We start from the raw sequence: 18,402 nt of genomic DNA on the forward strand, positions 1-18,402 counted from the left end.
GGGGTACCACGCGTACCCATACCGAACACGACCGTTAAGCCCTCCAGCGCCGATGGTACTTGGACCGCAAGGTCCTGGGAGAGTAGGACGTTGCCAAGCTAAACCAAAGACACTGTAGTGATATACTCACTACAGTGTCTTTTTTCGTTTTTGGAAGTAATTCTCATAGTTACTTGCGTTTTCTTTGGAAATAGAGTGGTTAGCGGGAATGAAGGGTCTTATTTTGCTTATTTCAGAATTCTATTAGATACTAGAGGGAAAAAACGGTCTTATTTTAGCTGTTTTTTAATAAAAAGAGGTAAATTGTACGATAATGCTAGAAATAAGGCCATCAAAACCCGCTATTTAAATAACTAAGTTCCTTTTTGGCGACTTAAGACCGTGAATTCCCCTTATTTTTCCTTTTAAACAGCTCCCTAAACCTTTACTGAAGCAACTTGAATTGATCAGTGGAACTCTAAAGAGTTTTGATTACACTCACAAAATTTGTTTTGAATATTTCAAATTTCTTATTCAAAAAAATAAAACATTGCTTAAGAGTTTCATTCTTTAACTCACCGATTGGCGAGCCTTAAAGGTGAAGACAGAGGGGGAGTTGCACTTATACTTTTTACATTAAAATATTTATAAATTAAAGTATTAAAAATAAAAATTGACCTAATAACCTATAATTGGTCATGAATTCCGCTTTTTTTGTAAATAATAGTACACTGTGAAAGAAAAAAGGGTTTGAACGATAAATTTGCAAAATAAACATAATTGGGTATAATAGTTATAAGGTCAAAGAAAGTCAAAGTCAGTTAAACTGACAACGTCAAACAACGTGAATGCTTGGGGGAACTGATATATGCGTAATATTTCCGATATTATTGAACAATATCTGAAACATATTCTGCATGAAAGCGAAGAGAAGGTCGTTGAAATTCAACGGAACGATTTAGCAGATCAGTTTAATTGTGTTCCTTCTCAAATCAATTACGTCATTAGTACTCGGTTCACTTTGGAGAAAGGTTATTTAGTTCAGAGTAAACGAGGTGGTGGCGGATACATTCGAATACAAAAGGTATTGTTCCCATCAAATTCATCTCTTCAGAATCATATATTTCAAACGATTGGTCAACAAATCGATCAATCTGCAGCGGAAGGATTCATTTATCAACTTGAAGATACGGGTATCATAAGCGCCCGTGAAGCCAATTTGTTTAGAGCTGCAATAACAAGAGATGTATTAACATTAAAGTTACCCTTAAGAGATGAAATCAGAGCAAAAGTCTTGAAAGCCATGCTCATTTCTTTAATTAGTAAATAAGGGAGGTTTGATTGTGTGATATGCCAAGAGTGCGGTAACAAACCAGCAGCATTACATTTCACTAAAATAGTAAATGGTGAAAAAACAGAGTTTCATTTGTGCGAGTCTTGTGCTAGGGAAAAGGGTGATTCTATTCCAGGTGCACCCAATGGGTTCTCGATACACAATTTATTATCGGGCATTTTAGAATTTGAGCCATCAATGGGTCAAAATGTAAAACAACAAAAAAAAGTGATTCGATGTGAAAATTGCGGTCTGACTTATTCTCAGTTTAGAAAAATAGGGCGTTTTGGTTGTAGCTCCTGTTATAATCATTTTTCAGATCCATTAAACCCATTGCTTAAAAGAGTACATGGCAATTCAGTTCATGTTGGTAAAATCCCTAAGATATCTGGTGGGAAAATAAAATATAAACGTCAAATCAAAGATCTAAAAAAAGAACTTCAATCAAAAATTGATCTTGAAGAATTTGAAGAGGCAGCAAAACTTCGTGATGAAATTCGCAGCCTGGAGCAAAAAATATCAGAGGCATAAATTTAAATAAGTTCAACCTTAATTCTAGGGGGGATTAGGATTGTCTTTAGAACGATTTATTGAGGACGCATTAAGTGAATGGATGAAGGGTGAAGGAGCAGACTCCGACATCGTAATTAGCAGCAGAATCCGTTTGGCTAGGAACTTAACTCACTATCCATTTCCAATGCTTTCAACCAATCAACAATCTGAAGAAGTATTAGAAAAAGTATCTGATGTAGTTCATGATGAAGATTTAAAAATGATTAGTAATTTTGAACGAATCCCGCTTTCTGAAATAAACAGTTTAGAAAGTAAAGTTTTAGTCGAGAAACACTTAATTAGTCCTAATTTAGCAGAGGAATCACGTAATGGTGCAGTGATTCTCAGTGAAAATGAGTCTATTAGCATTATGATTAATGAGGAAGACCATATTCGCATTCAATGTTTATTTCCAGGTTTTCAAATTAATGAAGCATGGGAACTAGCCAATCATATTGATGATATATTTGAAGCGAAATTAAATTATGCTTTTGACGAGAAAAAAGGATATCTGACAAGTTGTCCAACTAATGTTGGCACAGGAATCCGAGCTTCTGTTATGCTCCACCTTCCAGCTTTAGTACTTACACAGCAAATCAATCGAATACTTACAGCAGTTAGTCAAGTTGGTTTAGCTGTTAGAGGGTTGTATGGTGAAGGAAGTGAGTCTTTAGGAAATCTCTTTCAGATATCAAATCAAATTACATTGGGACAGTCTGAACCAGAGATTATTCACAATTTATATAGTGTGGTAAAACAAATTATTGAACACGAGAGAACAGCAAGGGCTAAGATGTTATCTGAGTCAAAAACATTTTTACTAGACCGAGTTAATCGTTCCTATGGAATTTTGTCTTATGCACAAATTATGGATTCGAAGGAAGCTGCTCAACGGCTTTCAGACGTTAGATTAGGGATAGATTTAGGTCTAATATCTAATGTATCAGCGAATGTTTTAAATGAATTAATGATTATGACTCAGCCAGGATTTTTACAGCAATATGCAAGTAAGAAGCTTTCTTCTGATGAAAGAGATGTTTTAAGGGCTGAGATGATTAGAGAGAGAATTAAAAAATAATAAATAAATGAACTGAATTATATGGAGGTGTATGTCATTATGATGTTTGGTAGGTTTACAGAACGAGCGCAAAAAGTGCTCGCATTAGCTCAGGAAGAAGCAGTTCGTTTAGGACATAACAATATTGGAACTGAACATATTTTATTAGGTTTGATTCGAGAAGGAGAAGGGATTGCTGCTAAAGCGATTGTTTCATTGGGGTTAAGTTTGGAAAAGATACAGGATGAAGTTGAAAGCTTAATTGGAAGAGGGAAGGAACAACCTTCAAACATAGCTTACACACCAAGAGCTAAAAAGGTGATTGAACTTTCGATGGATGAAGCAAGAAAATTAGGTCATACGTATGTAGGAACTGAGCACATTTTATTAGGTCTCATTCGTGAGGGTGAGGGTGTTGCAGCAAGGGTACTTAGTAATTTAGGGATTAATTTAAATAAAGCTCGTCAAAAAGTATTACAGTTGTTAGGGAGCAGTGAGAGCTCATCATCCAGCCATAATACGGCAACAAATGCAAATACACCTACATTGGATGGATTAGCTAGAGATTTAACAGCCATTGCTAAAGAGGATAATTTGGACCCTGTCATAGGGAGAAATAAAGAAATCGAACGTGTCATTCAGGTACTAAGCAGAAGAACAAAAAATAACCCAGTATTAATTGGTGAACCAGGTGTAGGTAAAACCGCCATTGCAGAAGGGCTTGCACAAAAAATTATTCATAATGAGATTCCTGAAACGCTCCGCGATAAAAGAGTCATGACATTAGATATGGGTTCTGTTGTAGCTGGGACCAAATATCGTGGCGAATTTGAGGATCGTTTGAAAAAAATTATGGAAGAGATTCGCCAAGCAGGCAATATTATATTGTTTATAGATGAGCTTCACACATTAATCGGTGCAGGAGGCGCTGAGGGAGCGATTGATGCGTCTAACATTTTAAAGCCTTCCTTAGCTAGAGGAGAATTACAATGTATCGGTGCAACGACATTAGATGAATATAGAAAATATATCGAGAAGGATGCTGCTTTAGAAAGACGTTTCCAGCCGATCACAGTAGATCAACCCTCACCTGAAGAAGCGATTCAGATTTTATACGGTTTACGTGACCGTTATGAAGCACATCATCGTGTGAAAATTACAGACGATGCAATTGAAGAAGCCGTGAAGCTTTCAGATCGATATATTACGGATCGATTTCTACCTGATAAAGCCATTGATTTAATCGATGAAGCAGGGTCGAAAGTAAGGCTCCGCTCATATACAGTACCGCCTGATTTAAAGCAGTTAGAAAGCAACTTAGAGGATATACGTAAAGAAAAGGATGCTGCAGTACAAAGTCAAGAATTTGAAAAAGCGGCTGGATTAAGAGATACAGAGCAAAAGCTACGTGAAGAATTAGATTCAACGAAAAAGGAATGGAAAGAAGAGCAAAGTAGTACGGATTCTGAAGTCACTCCAGAGGATATTGCTCAAGTTGTAGCTAGCTGGACAGGAATCCCTGTTAGCAAACTTGCAGAAGAAGAAACAGAACGATTATTAAAAATGGAGTCTATTTTACATGAGAGAGTCATAGGGCAAGATGAAGCAGTCAAATCAGTCAGTCGTTCTATTCGAAGAGCAAGAGCAGGTTTAAAAGATCCAAAAAGACCGATGGGTTCATTCATTTTCCTAGGTCCAACAGGAGTTGGGAAAACCGAATTAGCTAGAGCTTTGGCAGAAGCACTATTTGGTGATGAAAATGCGATTCTACGAATCGATATGTCAGAATATATGGAGAAACACTCTACTTCAAGATTAGTTGGAGCACCTCCAGGGTACGTTGGATATGATGAAGGCGGTCAATTAACAGAAATGGTACGTCGTAAACCTTATTCAGTTGTATTACTAGATGAGATAGAAAAAGCACATCCAGAAGTTTTTAATGTTTTATTACAAGTTTTAGAAGATGGACGTTTAACAGACTCAAAGGGTCGTGTAGTTGATTTTAGAAATACATTAATCATTATGACATCTAACGTGGGTGCAGATACGATTAAGAAAAATTCTTCCTTAGGATTTACAGCTGCAAGTGATGTAGGTAGAGATTATAATAATATGAAGGATAAAGTCATCGAAGAATTGAAAAAAAGCTTCCGTCCTGAATTTTTGAATCGTATTGATGAATCGATCGTGTTCCATTCACTTGATGAGAAACACATTGCAGAAATTGTAACATTGATGGCAGAAGAACTTCGTAAACGTCTAAAAGAGCAGGAAGTAGACTTTAGTTTAACGGATTCAGCCAAAGCCTTCCTTGCAAAAGAAGGGTACGACCCAACCTACGGGGCGAGACCTTTACGCAGAGCGATTCAAAAGCATATTGAGGATAGATTATCAGAAGAGCTTCTAAAAGGGAATATCACTAAAGGTGGCGCGATCGTAATTGATGAAAAAGATGGAGAGTTATTGGTTCAAAAATAATTAGAGCGTCAGCCTAATAGAACAAAAACCCCGAAATTTTGGATTCTTATGAACCAAAATTCGGGGTTTATTAATAAAAGTTACTTCACTTATTAGGATACATAGGATCTACGTCTGCTTCATAATCTACTCCATCGAAAGCAAAACCAAATATTTGTAGAAATTCTTTGCGATATCCTTCTATATCAGAAAGTTGTTCTAAGTTGTCAGTATTAACGTCCTTCCATAGTGCGGCAACTTTTTCTTGAACGTCTTCTTTCATTTCCCAATCATCAATACGAATACGTCCATTTTCATCTAAAGGTTTTGGTGTTGATGTATAAAGACTCTCATTAAAGAGTCTATACATTTGTTCGATACACCCTTCATGAAGTCCTTTTTCTTTCATGACTTTATATAAGAGAGAGATATATAAAGGAACTACGGGAATAGCAGAGCTAGATTGTGTAACTAAAGCTTTATTGACGGATACAAATGCTCTTCCATTGATGGATTTGAGTTGTTCATTTAAATGATGAGCAGTTTGATCTAAATGTTCTTTAGCTTTTCCGATGGTTCCGTTTTTATATATTGCATGTGTAACCTCTGGACCTATGTAATTATATGCCACAGTTGAAAATCCTTCTGCTAGGACCTCAGCTTTGTCTAAGGCTTCAATCCATAACTGCCAGTCTTCTCCACCCATGACTTTAATGGTTTGTTCTATTTCTTCTTCTGTTGCCGGATCCACTGTAATTTCAGATACGACACCTTTTTGGGTATTTACAGTTTTATTTGTATATGCGGCTTTAGTTGGTTTAATTACTGAGTTATATACCTCACCAGTTTTTGGATCAAGTCGTCGAGGTGATGCTAAACTGTATACAACTAAATCTACTTTTCCAAAATCTTTTTTTATAAGTTCAATCGTATCTTTTTTAATTTCATCAGAAAATGCATCGCCATTAAAGCTCTTAGCATAATAACCTGCTTGATTAGCCTCATTTTCAAAAGCGATATTATTGTACCATCCAGCAGATGCTGTTTTAGTTTCAGAAGCGGGTTTTTCAAAATAAACACCAATTGTATCTGCTCCTGCACCAAAGGTTGAAACAATACGTGAAGATAAGCCAAACCCTTGGGATGAGCCAATGACAAGCACTTTTTTTGGTCCTTCTATTTGTTGTTGTTTTTTTACGTAATTGATTTGATTTAAAACATTTTTTTCACATCCTGTAGGGTGCGCGGTTGTACAAATGAAACCTCTAATTTTCGGTTTTACGATCATATTAAATTTACCTCCATATACTTGCATATAATTATTATTATAATTCATTTGAGAAATAAGTCACCCTTTACTTTAATCGAATGCTCTTTTCAGTTTTTGAACAAAATGGTAAACTTTGAAGTAATATTAAGTGTACACGATGAATTACATTTAAGGATTGGTTTACAAATATGGCAAAAAACAAAGTGAAATATACATGTCAACATTGCGGTTATGAATCTCCCAAATGGATGGGTAAATGTCCAGGGTGTTCATCATGGAATAGTCTTGTAGAGGAAACAGTAAAACAAATTAAAACCAAAGGGATGAAGGAATCTAATTATATATCACAGGAAAAAGCCACATCCATTTTAGAAATTGAAGGTGCAAAGGAACCGAGGATTTTAACAGATTTTAAAGAATTAGACCGTGTATTTGGAGGAGGGGTTGTACCGGGTTCACTTATATTAGTAGGTGGAGATCCAGGCATTGGTAAATCCACTCTTTTATTGCAAATGTCACATGCTTTAGTGCAAAAAAAATGTAAGGTACTTTATATTTCCGGTGAAGAATCCGTGAAACAATTAAAACTTCGAGCAGATCGACTAGGCGTTTTATCCGCAGATTTATATGTTCTTTGTGAGACGAATATGGATTCGATTGAAGAAGCCGTACAACATGTGGAACCTGATTTTTTAGTTATTGATTCCATTCAGACAGTTTATCAACCCATGTTAGAATCAGCACCAGGCAGTGTTTCACAAGTTCGCGAATGTACAAGTGCATTTATGAGAATAGCTAAGAATAAAGGTATAGCAACTGTATTAGTAGGTCATGTTACAAAAGAAGGGGCTATAGCCGGCCCTAGAATGCTTGAACATATGGTGGATTGTGTACTTTACTTTGAAGGTGAAAAACAGCACACTTTTCGAATCTTAAGAGCGGTAAAAAACCGTTTTGGTTCCACAAATGAGATGGGTATATTTGAAATGAAGGAATTGGGACTTGTTGAGGTTAGTAATCCTTCTGAATTGTTTTTATCAGAAAGACCTTTAGGGGTATCTGGCTCAATTGTGGTTTCCAGCATGGAAGGTACTCGACCTATTTTAGTTGAAATACAGGCGTTAATCTCTTCAACTAATTTTCCAGCACCTCGCAGAATGACTACTGGGGTGGATCATAATAGACTATCACTCATCATGGCAGTTTTAGAAAAGAGGATGGGATTGTTTTTGCAAAATCAAGACGCTTTTTTAAATGTAGCAGGTGGTGTGAAACTAGATGAGCCAGCCATTGACTTGGCACTCGCTGTTAGTATTGTTTCAAGCTTCAAAGATCAACCGACACGACCATATGATGTAGTATGTGGTGAAATTGGCCTTACAGGTGAAGTAAGGGCTGTTTCTAGAATTGAAGAACGTGTGAAGGAAGCTCAAAAATTAGGTTTTAAACGAATGATTGTACCAGAAAATAGTTTGAAAGGGTGGACGCCTCCTAAAAATATTGAGATTATAGGCGTTCGTAATGTTTCACAAGCACTTGAAGTAGCTTTACAATGAGGTACAGTTTAGAATAGACAAAATAAGACCACGAGGACAAGTAAGGGGGTGCGTCGTCTTATGCAAGAAGAGAAACAACTAGATGTCGTTAGCCAAATCCTAAGGTTAGTCGCTCCTGGTACTCCTTTTAGGGATGGATTAGAGAATGTACTACGTGCAAAAACCGGTGCGTTGATTGTTGTCGGTTGTACGCCCGAAATCATGGAGTTAGTAGATGGAGGATTTTCCATAAATAGTGACTTTTCGCCTAATAATTTATATGAACTAGCAAAAATGGATGGGGCGATTATCTTAAGTGAGGATATCAAACGGATCTTATATGCCAATACACAATTAAATCCCGATCCCTCTATTCCATCAACTGAAACTGGAATTCGGCATCGTACGGCGGAGAGAGTTGCCAACCAAACAAGAAAATTAGTGATATCTATTTCACAAAGAAGAAACATAATCACTTTATATCAAGGGAAATTACGGTATTCATTAAAAGATATAGGAGTGATCTTAACAAAAGCAAATCAGGCTATTCAAACTCTTGAAAAATATAAAGCCGTATTGGATCAGTCATTAACAAATTTAAGTGCGTTAGAATTTGAGGAGTTAGTGACTTTACATGATGTCACTAATGTTGTTCAACGATTAGAAATGGTGCTTCGAATCAAAGCAGAAATTAAAAAGTATATTATTGAATTAGGTTCTGAAGGTCGTTTAATTAGTATGCAGTTGGATGAGTTAGTTGCAACAGTAGATGACGAAGCTTATTTACTTTTGAAAGATTATTGTAAGGATATCGATGAAGATTTCATTCAAGATGTCAAACAAAATCTTAAAAAATTAACGGATGATGATTTATTAGAGCACCAAAACATTTTACGTGTCATAGGAACATTTAAGTCAAATGTTTCTTTAGAAGAAACCATTTCTCCAAGAGGATTCCGTATGTTAAATAAAATCCCGAGAATACCAACGGTCATTGTTATGAACCTAATTAAAAACTTTAAAAGTTTGCCCTATATATTAATGGCTACGATTGAGGAATTGGATGAGGTTGATGGAATTGGAGAAGTACGTGCAAGAGCAATTAAAGAAGGATTAAAGAGAATTCAAGAACAAGTATTTATTGACAGACATATTTAATTTCAATACAATCATACAAATGATAAGTATTTACTTTTTACAGTCCTTGAGGCTTTCTTACTATTGTTGTTTGTCCCTGTTCGTTCCCTTATTTAAAGGGTAATTTAATTTGAGGTGGAAAAACATGTTTACAAAATCACTTCCAAGTGTATTTACAGTTGCAAATTTATTTATCGGTATTACTTCCATCATATTTGTGTTTAATGATCAGCCCCAAATTGCTGCTTTATTGGTAATCATAGCTATTCTAACAGATGGTATTGATGGTCGGGTAGCAAGGGCTTTAAATGTACAGAGTGAATTTGGTAAAGAATTAGATTCTTTGTCAGATGTTATTTCCTTTGGAGTTGCACCAGCTTTCTTGATGTATGTGGTGGCTTTCCAGGAAATGAACACCATCGGATGGATTGCGACTGCTATTTTTCCAATCTGTGGTGCACTAAGGTTAGCACGATTTAATGTGGTGACCAATGATGTTAAGGAACATTTTATCGGTTTACCTATTCCAGCAGCAGGTGGAATCATGAGCTCATTGGCATTATTTCATGAGGGTATTCATCCCATTTTATTGGTCATCATTACGATTGTTTTATCTTTATTAATGGTAAGTAATGTGAAATATCCAAGTTTAAAAACAGTAGGAATTTCTAAATATACATTATTAGTGGCTATGTTTTTAGTTGTATCGGTTGTAATATTGGTGATTTTATTACCTGAACAATTTGGAGGGTATACGAAATATTTATTCCTCCCGTTGATCTTTTACGCAGTATATGGCTTAAAAAAAAACGCTAGTGATCTTATTAAAATGGCATTAAACAAGTACAAGGAAGCACGAAACAACTCAACATAAAGAACCTTATTCAATTGAAATAAGGTTCTTTTTTTTGCAAATCTTTAGTAAGACATACCAAACAAAAAAATACCGTCCAATGTTTATGGACGGCTTTCCTTTTAAGATAAATTAAAAAAACCAAGTGTCGCACATTTTTTAGATTCTTTACTTACCGTCTCTTCAAGATCAATATCTAGCAAATTACAAAGTGAAGACATGTAAAATAAATTTTTTCCAAGCTCTGAAACCACAGCTTCCTTACATTGATCACACATGTGTCCCTGTAGATGATTTTCAAGCAATTCCTTTGCCTGTTCTAATGTCATTTCTGTAGAGTAGGTTTGTTTTTGTGCCTGAATTTCAATACAACCACATTCTGTGACTGCTTTTACAACGGCACGATGTATGGATGAATTAGATTGGTCAAACTTTGATAATACATCCATAAGACTTCGGTGACGGAGAAGTAGATCTGATACTTGAGTTTGAAATTGTTTTAATTGCATAACGTAAAAAGTTCACCTCATTATGCTGCATTTATTTCCATTATATAAGAAATATGCTAATAATTCAAAGGTTTCAAACGAAATTATATGATGAAAATTTGTTTAAAAAGAGATTAGGTTGCTAAAAATTGGTTCATAATTGTAAGGAGGGATTTTCTAAAAAAACTAGGAGGTGAAATTTTATATGTTAAAAAGGTTGATACAAATAGGATTCATTATGATTGGAGGTGTAATAGGATATAGATTTAGTCACTTTTTTGAATCCTTGATTGGCTTAGAAACACAGCAAAATAGTCAATATATAATTATGGGAGTTGGTATGTTGTTATGTTTCCTAATCTCTTTAATCGCAATTCTTTTTTATAATAATGTGATTGAAAAGATGGAGGAAAAATTAGCTATAGTTCCATTATCTCACTTGTTATCAGGTATTGTAGGACTTATCTTCGGTTTACTTGTCTCCGTCATGTTGTATCCAGCTATCTCAACTATTAATGGGATGGGTAATTTTGTTCCGATTATTTTCTCAGTCATTTTAGGTTATGTGGGATTTAGAGTCGGATTCAGTAAAAAAGAGGAAATTAGTTCCATAATATCTAGAAAAGATCAGTCCAAGGAAGATGGGGAGGATGAAGGCCTTGGTGGCGATCATAAAATATTAGATACAAGTGTTATTATAGATGGCAGAATAGCGGATATATGTAAAACTGGTTTTGTGGAAGGAATATTAGTGATTCCTGAATTTGTTTTAGAAGAATTACAACATATTGCTGATTCATCGGATTTATTAAAAAGAAATCGTGGTCGCAGAGGATTGGATATTTTAAACAAAATTCAAAAAGAACTAGATGTGAAAGTGTTGATCTATGAAGGAGATTTCGAGGAGATATCAGAAGTAGATTCCAAGTTAGTGAAACTAGCAAAAGTTTTAATGGGTAAAGTGGTAACAAATGATTATAATTTAAACAAAGTATGTGAGCTACAAGGTGTTTCGGTACTTAATATTAATGATCTTGCAAATGCTGTAAAACCTGTTGTTTTGCCAGGTGAAGAGATGTTGGTGCAAGTCATTAAGGATGGGAAAGAAAATGGACAAGGTGTAGCCTACCTTGACGATGGTACCATGATTGTTGTTGAGGGTGGAAGTGATTTTATTGGTACCAATATTGAGGTGTTGGTGACCAGTGTTTTACAGACTTCAGCTGGTCGTATGATTTTTGCTAAACCAAAATTGTTGGAAAAAGCGCTATAAAAACATTATGATATATGGGAGTGTTCAAAGTTCGCGTCATGAATTTGGACATTTCTATTTTGTTTTTTAGGCGGGGATTGGATGTCAAATTTGGGTGTAGTTATCGTCTCAGCAGGTAAGGGAACAAGAATGAGAACTGAACAAAGCAAGCAGTATATCGAGCTGCAAAACAAACCTATTCTAGTTCACACCTTGGAGCAATTTCATCGTATAAAAGAAATAAAACATATCCATGTCGTTGTAGGAACAGATGATGTAAAACTGGTTGAAGGATATAAAGAAACATATCATCTTCATAAAGTAACCAGTGTGATTCCAGGGGGAAAGGAACGGCAAGACTCGGTTTACAAAGGGTTACTTTCATTTGATGAGTCCATCGATTGGGTCATGATCCATGATGGGGTTCGCCCATTTGTAACTGAGGATGACATTATGTCTTGCTGGAGAAAAGCGGAGGAAAAAGGAGCCGCGGTAATGGCTGTTCCTGTGAAGGACACAATTAAACTTGTGAATGAGAATATGGATGTATTGTCAACACCAGAACGTAAACAGTTGTGGGCAATTCAAACCCCACAAGTTTTCCAGTTAAAAGAATTAATAAAAGCACATGAATATGCAAAAGAACAAAAGTTGCTTGGAACAGATGATGCCATGTTAATGGAGATGGTAGGAGCTTCAATTCATGTTGTTCCAGGAGACTATCAAAATATTAAAATTACAACACCTGATGATTTAGAGTATGCTCAATTTATACTGGCTAAAAAATCGACTTCGAACAACTTAGGTGGGGAAGTTTTGGGGAGAGGGGGAACACAGCAATGATTCGTATAGGGCAAGGATTTGATGTGCATCAACTAGTTGAAGGGCGAGCATGTATTATAGGTGGGGTAGATATACCGTTTGAGAGAGGGCTACTCGGTCACTCTGACGCAGATGTTCTTTTACATGCTATAACGGATGCTATATTAGGTGCAATTGGAAAAGGGGATATTGGAACGCATTTTCCGGATACTTCAGAGGAATTTAAAGATGCTGATAGTAAGGTATTATTGAAAGAAGTATGGAGGATGGTAAAGGATGAAGGATTTAAACTGGGAAATGTAGATGCCACGATTATAGCGCAAAAACCCAAAATGGCTCCATATATTCCACAGATGGTATCCGTTATCTCAGAATTGTTAGAAGCGGATCCATCACAAGTGAATGTTAAAGCTACAACAACAGAAAATCTTGGGTTCACAGGTAGAAGTGAAGGGATTTCTGCTTTATCGGTTGTTTGTTTAACAAAAGATATGCTATGATTTGGAATATTGACCAGGAGAGTATATAGGAGGAGAAAGCATGTCTAGAGAAGAAGTTCGTGTACGTTATGCACCTAGTCCAACTGGACATTTACATATAGGTAATGCTAGGGCTGCACTATTTAATTACTTGTTTGCTCGCAGTTTAAATGGAAAATTTATCGTGAGGATTGAAGATACAGATTTAAAAAGAAATGTTGAAGGTGGAGAAGCCAGTCAATTGAAAAATTTGGCTTGGTTAGGACTAGATTGGGACGAAAGCATCGATAAAGATGGTGGATTTGGACCTTACCGTCAAACTGAACGTCTTGAAATTTACAAGAAATATTGGCAGGAACTTTTAGATAAAGAAGTAGCATATCCATGTTACTGTAGAGAGGAAGAACTAGAAGCAGAACGCGAACAACAAAAAGCATCTGGTGAAATGCCAAAGTATTCAGGGAAGTGTAAACATCTGTCAGAGGAAGATAAAAAAGAATTAGAGAGTCAAGGTAGAATACCTAGTATTCGCTTTAAAGTTCCAATAGATCAATCTTATACCTTTGATGATATGGTAAAAGGAACTGTCTCGTTCGATTCTAGTGATACAGGTGATTTTGTCATTGTAAAAAAAGATGGCATTCCTACTTACAATTTTGCCGTTGTTATAGATGATTATTTGATGAAAATATCCCATGTACTAAGGGGCGATGATCATATATCCAATACCCCACGACAGTTGATGATTTATGAAGCATTGGGATGGGTAGCACCCATTTTTGGACATATGACTTTAATTGTAAATGAGCAGCGCAAAAAATTAAGCAAACGTGATGAATCGACCATTCAATTTATTGAGCAATACCATGATTTAGGATTTTTACCAGAGACATTATTTAATTTTATATCTTTATTAGGTTGGTCTCCAGAAGGAGAGGAAGAAATTTTCTCTAAAGAGGAGTTAGTAAATATATTTGACTCGGCTCGTTTATCCAAAAGTCCAGCTGTTTTTGATACGAATAAATTAAATTGGATGAATAACCATTATATTAAAAATGCTGAACTATCTACAGTTGTAGATTTGACATTACCTCATTTGCAAAAAGTAGGTTATGTTCCTGAAACATTAAATGAAAAGGAAAAAAGTTGGGCCACAGATGTGATTGCACTTTTAAAAGAAAAACTAAACTACGGTGCTCAAATTGTAGAACTATCTGAATTATTTTTTAAAGAAGAATACAAGATAGAGGAAGATGCGGAGCAGGTTTTAAAAGAAGAACAAGTCCCTGTAGTTTTACAAAGTTTCATCAATCAATTGGAACAAACTGAGGAGTTTGCTGCAGATGTTATTAAAAAACTGCTTAAAAATGTCCAAAAAGAAACTGGATTTAAAGGAAAGCAATTGTTTATGCCTGTTCGTGCAGCATTAACTGGGCAAATTCATGGACCTGATTTAAATCAAACCATCTTTTTATTAGGTAAAGACAAAGTCATTCAGAGACTACAGGCATTAAACTCATTGTTTTCTGCTTAGAAATTCGTTATACTGTGATTAATTATGATAATAACCCCATGATTTAGGGAAATATAAAGCGTTGATCAGGAAAGTAATTTTAAGAATGAATGACCAGAGAAGGGTAATCATGAGCATAAGCTCTGGCTGCGAGTTATCCTATTCAATCCTTAGAATGAAGTGCACCTGTGAGCTTTGCAGCTGAATACATTTAGGCTGTAACGATTGGCTCATGTTACGAGCTATTAAGAGGGAAAATCTATCGTTTTTCCAAACAGAGTGGAACCGCGTACTTTACGTCTCTGTAGCAAATAGGCTACAGAGGCTTTTTTATTGGAAATTTAAATTTTAAAGTCCCATTTTGCACAAAGAAAATACTACGAAGTTAATTCGACACCTAAAAGAAAGGAGAGTAGATGTGATGTTTGAAACAATCAGATCTGACGTTCGTGCTGTATTTGATAACGACCCCGCTGCCCGCAGTTTTTTTGAAGTTATTTTTACTTATTCAGGTTTACATGCTTTGTGGTCACATCGAATCGCACATTGGTTTTTCAAAAGAAAACTTTTAACGATTGCCCGCATCATTTCTCAGATCAACCGTTTTTTAACCGGTATTGAAATTCATCCTGGTGCTACAATTGGCAAAAGATTGTTTATAGATCATGGAATGGGTGTAGTTATTGGAGAAACTTGTGAGATTGGCGATGATGTAGTTTTATACCAAGGTGTAACCTTAGGTGGAACTGGGAAGGAAAAAGGGAAGAGACATCCTACAATAGGAAATAATGTAGTGATTAGCTCAGGAGCTAAAGTATTAGGTTCCTTTAAAGTTGGCGATTATTCAAGAGTTGGTGCCAATGCGGTTGTGTTGCAGGAGATTCCGAAGCATAGTACGGTAGTTGGGATTCCTGGAAGAATAGTGAAGCAAAACGGAGTTCGGGTAAATAAGTTAGATCATTGCAATGTTCCTGATCCAGTTTTAGATATTTGTCTCAAATTACAATCTGAGATTGATACATTAAAAAATGAATTAGAATCGCTTAAAACAAGTGGAGGGAAAAAGGAAGATGGCGTTAAAAGTTTATAATACATTATCACGTAAAAAAGAAGAGTTCCAGTCCATTGAGCCTGGAAAAGTAAAAATGTATGTATGTGGACCTACCGTTTACGGTTATATTCATATTGGGAATGCTAGACCTCTCATCTTTTTTGATGTAGTTAGGAAGTATTTGGAAACGTTAAAATATGATGTTGAATATATCATTAATTTTACGGATGTAGATGATAAAATAATCAAAAAAGCAAATGAAACGAACAAAACTGTATCCGAAGTGGCAGAACAATTTATAGAGGCATATCTTGAAGATTCAAAACATCTTGGTGTTAAACCTGCAACAGGTTATCCTCGTGTTACTGAGAATATGCAAGAAATTATCGAGTTCATTTCTACATTAGTGGGAGATGGCTATGCTTATGCAAATGATGGGGATGTGTTTTATAGAACAAATAAATTCGAAGAATACGGAAAGTTATCTCATCAAAATATAGAAGAGCTGCAATATGGTAAAAGGGTTGAAGTAGATGATAGAAAAGAAAACCCCCAAGATTTTGTATTATGGAAAAAAGCAAAACCAGGTGAGGTATTTTGGGAAAGCCCATGGGGAGATGGAAGACCTGGTTGGCATATTGAATGTTCTGCAATGGCAAGTAAATTTTTAGGAAAAACGATGGATATCCACGGTGGAGGACAGGATTTGCAATTTCCACATCATGAGTGTGAGGTTGCGCAATCTGAAGTTGTTAATTCTGCTCCTCTAGCTAATTATTGGCTTCACAATGGTTATGTGAATATTAACAATGAAAAAATGTCGAAATCACTTGGTAATGGGGTAAATGTTACACAACTGCTTTCTCAATATACTGCGGAAGTTATTCGTTATTTTATATTAAGCACACACTATAGCAATCCACTGAATTTTTCAGAAGAAATCATGGAACAAGCAGAACAGAGCTTAGGTAGAATACAAAATTGTATTTCGAATCTGGATTACAGATTAGAAAATGCAACCGATGATAATAATGTTGAACAAGGTCTAGAACAAAAGATTAATCTAATTGTAGAAAACTTCCATGGACGGATGCAGGATGATTTTAATACAGCAGATGCGATTACATCGATGTTTGATTTAGTGAGTGAAACGAATCAATACCTAAAGCGTGAGGAAATCATTCAAGCCAACTTGCAAAGGATTAAAGGTGCATTTAATGAGATGAATACAGTATTGGGTTTAGTAGCTGAGGAAAATAATGATTTGTTAGATGAAGAGGTAGAGAACTTAATTCAAGAGCGTATGGAAGCACGGAAGAATAAAAATTGGGCAAGGGCGGACGAAATAAGAGATTTGTTACATCAGCAGGGAATTTTGTTAGAAGATACACCACAGGGAATGCGTTGGAGAAGAAAGTGAGTGATTTTGAACAAAACCAGCCTCTTTTTTCTTTTACGCCAAGCAAAGCACCCAATTTGCTAAATCCACTTGTACTAGCGTATTTGGGGGACGCCATATATGATACATATATACGCATGTATTTAATTTCGCGTCCTCATCATAAACCGAATCATTTACATCATGAAGCGACCAAGTTCGTTTCTGCAAAAGCACAGGCTCAATTATTGAAAATATGGCTTCCTCACCTAAGTGAAGAGGAGCAAGATGTTGTAAGACGGGGACGCAATGCTAAATCTGCATCCATTCCCAAAAATGCGGATGTATTGGACTATCGTCACAGTACTGCATTTGAATGTTTAATCGGATATTTATATTATAAGGAGCAGCACGATCGGTTGAGTCAATTACTAAAAATGATTATAGATGATTATGAAAGTAGAATATAATTTTATCTACAATCTAGAGAGGAAGATTATATGGATACAGAATATATAGCAGGAAAACATTCTGTTTTAGAAGCAATGCGTTCGCAAAGGTCCATTCATAAAATATGGATTGCTGATCAAACACAAAAATCATCCATACAGCCGATATTAACAGAAGCAAAAAATTCTGGCGCAATTTTACAATATGTGGATAAGAAAAAGTTAGATCAAATGGTTCCGGATATAAAACATCAGGGAGTAGTAGCTCAGGTTGCATCCTATCAATATGCAGAAGTAGATGATATTCTTTCCGCAGCTGCAGAAAAAAATGAAACGCCTTTCTTTTTGATCCTTGATGAAATTGAAGATCCTCATAATTTGGGTTCCATTTTACGTTCTTGTGATTGTACAGGAGTGCATGGGGTAATCATTCCTAAAAGGAGATCTGCAGGTTTAACGGCATCTGTTTCTAAAACTTCTGCTGGAGCTGTGGAACATATTCCTGTTGCAAGAGTTACAAATTTAGGACAAACAATTGATAAATTAAAAAAACAAGGGATATGGATTGCTGGAGCAGATGTTTCAGCTGAAGAAAATATATATCGTACCGATTTAACACTTCCTATTGGTATTGTCATCGGTAATGAACATAAGGGAATCGGGAGATTAATTAAAGAAAAATGTGATTTTTTAATTAAGCTTCCTATGTACGGTCAGATTAATTCTCTTAATGCTTCCGTTGCTGCAGGTGTCATTATGTATGAAGTTGTTCGGCAGCGACATTAAGAAGAGTT

17 protein-coding genes, 1 rRNA gene and 1 other annotated feature are annotated in these 18,402 nt (G+C 35.8%); of the genes, 16 read left to right on the plus strand and 2 right to left on the minus strand.

Annotated elements, in window-relative coordinates; all coding sequences use genetic code 11:
* From rrf to clpC, 5 genes are all read left to right on the plus strand, one after another.
* Positions 1-99 (plus strand): 5S ribosomal RNA (gene rrf / locus EPK97_RS19640); the annotation flags it as partial.
* Between the two features lie 748 nt (positions 100-847).
* Positions 848-1,309 (plus strand): CtsR family transcriptional regulator, encoded by a 462-nt coding sequence (locus tag EPK97_RS19645; RefSeq protein WP_162038336.1) that lies wholly within the window; start codon positions 848-850, stop codon positions 1,307-1,309.
* A gap of 15 nt (positions 1,310-1,324) precedes the next feature.
* A complete protein-coding gene (locus EPK97_RS19650) occupies positions 1,325-1,843 on the plus strand; it encodes a protein-arginine kinase activator protein McsA (protein WP_162038337.1) in 519 nt (172 codons plus the stop codon).
* Between the two features lie 82 nt (positions 1,844-1,925).
* Complete coding sequence (locus EPK97_RS19655; RefSeq protein ID WP_420826817.1) at positions 1,926-2,942, plus strand: protein-arginine kinase McsB; 1,017 nt, start codon at positions 1,926-1,928, stop codon at positions 2,940-2,942.
* A 39-nt stretch (positions 2,943-2,981) separates the two neighbouring features.
* Entirely contained in the window at positions 2,982-5,402 is a 2,421-nt protein-coding gene (gene clpC / locus EPK97_RS19660; RefSeq protein WP_162038339.1) for an ATP-dependent protease ATP-binding subunit ClpC, read from the plus strand.
* A gap of 85 nt (positions 5,403-5,487) precedes the next feature.
* On the opposite strand, the gene fabV is transcribed toward clpC, so the two are convergent.
* A complete protein-coding gene (gene fabV, locus EPK97_RS19665; protein WP_162038340.1) occupies positions 5,488-6,669 on the minus strand; it encodes an enoyl-ACP reductase FabV in 1,182 nt (393 codons plus the stop codon).
* Positions 6,670-6,839: 170 nt separating this feature from the next.
* Between fabV and radA the strand changes: the two genes are divergently transcribed.
* The 3 genes from radA to pssA all read left to right on the plus strand — a co-directional run bounded on the left by radA (position 6,840) and on the right by pssA (position 10,197).
* Entirely contained in the window at positions 6,840-8,207 is a 1,368-nt protein-coding gene (gene radA, locus EPK97_RS19670) for a DNA repair protein RadA (protein ID WP_162038341.1), read from the plus strand.
* Between the two features lie 60 nt (positions 8,208-8,267).
* On the plus strand, positions 8,268-9,344 hold the full coding sequence (gene disA, locus EPK97_RS19675; RefSeq protein WP_162038342.1) for a DNA integrity scanning diadenylate cyclase DisA: 1,077 nt from the start codon (positions 8,268-8,270) through the stop codon (positions 9,342-9,344).
* A gap of 124 nt (positions 9,345-9,468) precedes the next feature.
* Positions 9,469-10,197 carry a CDP-diacylglycerol--serine O-phosphatidyltransferase gene (gene pssA / locus EPK97_RS19680; protein ID WP_162038343.1) on the plus strand — a complete coding sequence of 243 codons (729 nt, stop codon included), beginning with the start codon at positions 9,469-9,471 and terminating at the stop codon, positions 10,195-10,197.
* Positions 10,198-10,298: 101 nt separating this feature from the next.
* Here pssA and EPK97_RS19685 read toward each other — a convergent pair whose 3' ends face one another.
* Positions 10,299-10,685 carry a nucleoside triphosphate pyrophosphohydrolase family protein gene (locus tag EPK97_RS19685; RefSeq protein ID WP_162038344.1) on the minus strand — a complete coding sequence of 129 codons (387 nt, stop codon included), beginning with the start codon at positions 10,683-10,685 and terminating at the stop codon, positions 10,299-10,301.
* Between the two features lie 184 nt (positions 10,686-10,869).
* Between EPK97_RS19685 and EPK97_RS19690 the strand changes: the two genes are divergently transcribed.
* The 8 genes from EPK97_RS19690 (at position 10,870) to rlmB (ending at position 18,394) form a co-directional block, all read left to right on the plus strand.
* The gene (locus EPK97_RS19690; protein WP_162038345.1) at positions 10,870-11,937 is read left to right on the plus strand and encodes a PIN/TRAM domain-containing protein; all 1,068 of its coding nucleotides are present in this window, start codon (positions 10,870-10,872) and stop codon (positions 11,935-11,937) included.
* 81 nt (positions 11,938-12,018) lie between these two features.
* On the plus strand, positions 12,019-12,759 hold the full coding sequence (gene ispD / locus EPK97_RS19695; protein ID WP_162038346.1) for a 2-C-methyl-D-erythritol 4-phosphate cytidylyltransferase: 741 nt from the start codon (positions 12,019-12,021) through the stop codon (positions 12,757-12,759).
* Complete coding sequence (gene ispF, locus EPK97_RS19700; RefSeq protein WP_162038347.1) at positions 12,756-13,238, plus strand: 2-C-methyl-D-erythritol 2,4-cyclodiphosphate synthase; 483 nt, start codon at positions 12,756-12,758, stop codon at positions 13,236-13,238. Before ispD ends, ispF begins: the two co-directional genes overlap by 4 nt.
* Positions 13,239-13,278: 40 nt before the next feature.
* A complete protein-coding gene (gene gltX, locus EPK97_RS19705; RefSeq protein ID WP_162038348.1) occupies positions 13,279-14,751 on the plus strand; it encodes a glutamate--tRNA ligase in 1,473 nt (490 codons plus the stop codon).
* Between the two features lie 52 nt (positions 14,752-14,803).
* Positions 14,804-15,037: a binding site (T-box leader), on the plus strand.
* 114 nt (positions 15,038-15,151) lie between these two features.
* The gene (gene cysE, locus EPK97_RS19710) at positions 15,152-15,820 is read left to right on the plus strand and encodes a serine O-acetyltransferase (protein ID WP_162038349.1); all 669 of its coding nucleotides are present in this window, start codon (positions 15,152-15,154) and stop codon (positions 15,818-15,820) included.
* Complete coding sequence (cysS, locus tag EPK97_RS19715; protein ID WP_162038350.1) at positions 15,801-17,201, plus strand: cysteine--tRNA ligase; 1,401 nt, start codon at positions 15,801-15,803, stop codon at positions 17,199-17,201. The genes cysE and cysS overlap by 20 nt, the downstream gene beginning before the upstream one ends.
* Positions 17,198-17,629 (plus strand): ribonuclease III domain-containing protein, encoded by a 432-nt coding sequence (locus EPK97_RS19720; RefSeq protein ID WP_162038351.1) that lies wholly within the window; start codon positions 17,198-17,200, stop codon positions 17,627-17,629. The genes cysS and EPK97_RS19720 overlap by 4 nt, the downstream gene beginning before the upstream one ends.
* 30 nt (positions 17,630-17,659) lie before the next feature.
* Complete coding sequence (gene rlmB, locus EPK97_RS19725; RefSeq protein ID WP_162038352.1) at positions 17,660-18,394, plus strand: 23S rRNA (guanosine(2251)-2'-O)-methyltransferase RlmB; 735 nt, start codon at positions 17,660-17,662, stop codon at positions 18,392-18,394.
* Positions 18,395-18,402: the final 8 nt, after the last annotated feature.

Source organism: Chengkuizengella sediminis, assembly GCF_010078385.1.
GTDB classification, from domain to species: domain Bacteria; phylum Bacillota; class Bacilli; order Paenibacillales; family KCTC-33759; genus Chengkuizengella; species Chengkuizengella sediminis.

What these genes read in the sequence shown, in the direction of transcription:
- EPK97_RS19645 (WP_162038336.1), top strand. Translation starts at nt 848, where the DNA reads ATGCGTAATATTTCCGATATTATTGAACAATATCTGAAACATATTCTG.
- EPK97_RS19655 (WP_420826817.1), top strand. Translation starts at nt 1,926, where the DNA reads ATGAAGGGTGAAGGAGCAGACTCCGACATCGTAATTAGCAGCAGAATC.
- clpC (WP_162038339.1), top strand. Translation starts at nt 2,982, where the DNA reads ATGATGTTTGGTAGGTTTACAGAACGAGCGCAAAAAGTGCTCGCATTA.
- fabV (WP_162038340.1), bottom strand. Translation starts at nt 6,669, where the DNA reads ATGATCGTAAAACCGAAAATTAGAGGTTTCATTTGTACAACCGCGCAC.
- radA (WP_162038341.1), top strand. Translation starts at nt 6,840, where the DNA reads ATGGCAAAAAACAAAGTGAAATATACATGTCAACATTGCGGTTATGAA.
- disA (WP_162038342.1), top strand. Translation starts at nt 8,268, where the DNA reads ATGCAAGAAGAGAAACAACTAGATGTCGTTAGCCAAATCCTAAGGTTA.
- pssA (WP_162038343.1), top strand. Translation starts at nt 9,469, where the DNA reads ATGTTTACAAAATCACTTCCAAGTGTATTTACAGTTGCAAATTTATTT.
- EPK97_RS19685 (WP_162038344.1), bottom strand. Translation starts at nt 10,685, where the DNA reads ATGCAATTAAAACAATTTCAAACTCAAGTATCAGATCTACTTCTCCGT.
- EPK97_RS19690 (WP_162038345.1), top strand. Translation starts at nt 10,870, where the DNA reads ATGTTAAAAAGGTTGATACAAATAGGATTCATTATGATTGGAGGTGTA.
- ispD (WP_162038346.1), top strand. Translation starts at nt 12,019, where the DNA reads ATGTCAAATTTGGGTGTAGTTATCGTCTCAGCAGGTAAGGGAACAAGA.
- ispF (WP_162038347.1), top strand. Translation starts at nt 12,756, where the DNA reads ATGATTCGTATAGGGCAAGGATTTGATGTGCATCAACTAGTTGAAGGG.
- gltX (WP_162038348.1), top strand. Translation starts at nt 13,279, where the DNA reads ATGTCTAGAGAAGAAGTTCGTGTACGTTATGCACCTAGTCCAACTGGA.
- cysE (WP_162038349.1), top strand. Translation starts at nt 15,152, where the DNA reads ATGTTTGAAACAATCAGATCTGACGTTCGTGCTGTATTTGATAACGAC.
- cysS (WP_162038350.1), top strand. Translation starts at nt 15,801, where the DNA reads ATGGCGTTAAAAGTTTATAATACATTATCACGTAAAAAAGAAGAGTTC.
- rlmB (WP_162038352.1), top strand. Translation starts at nt 17,660, where the DNA reads ATGGATACAGAATATATAGCAGGAAAACATTCTGTTTTAGAAGCAATG.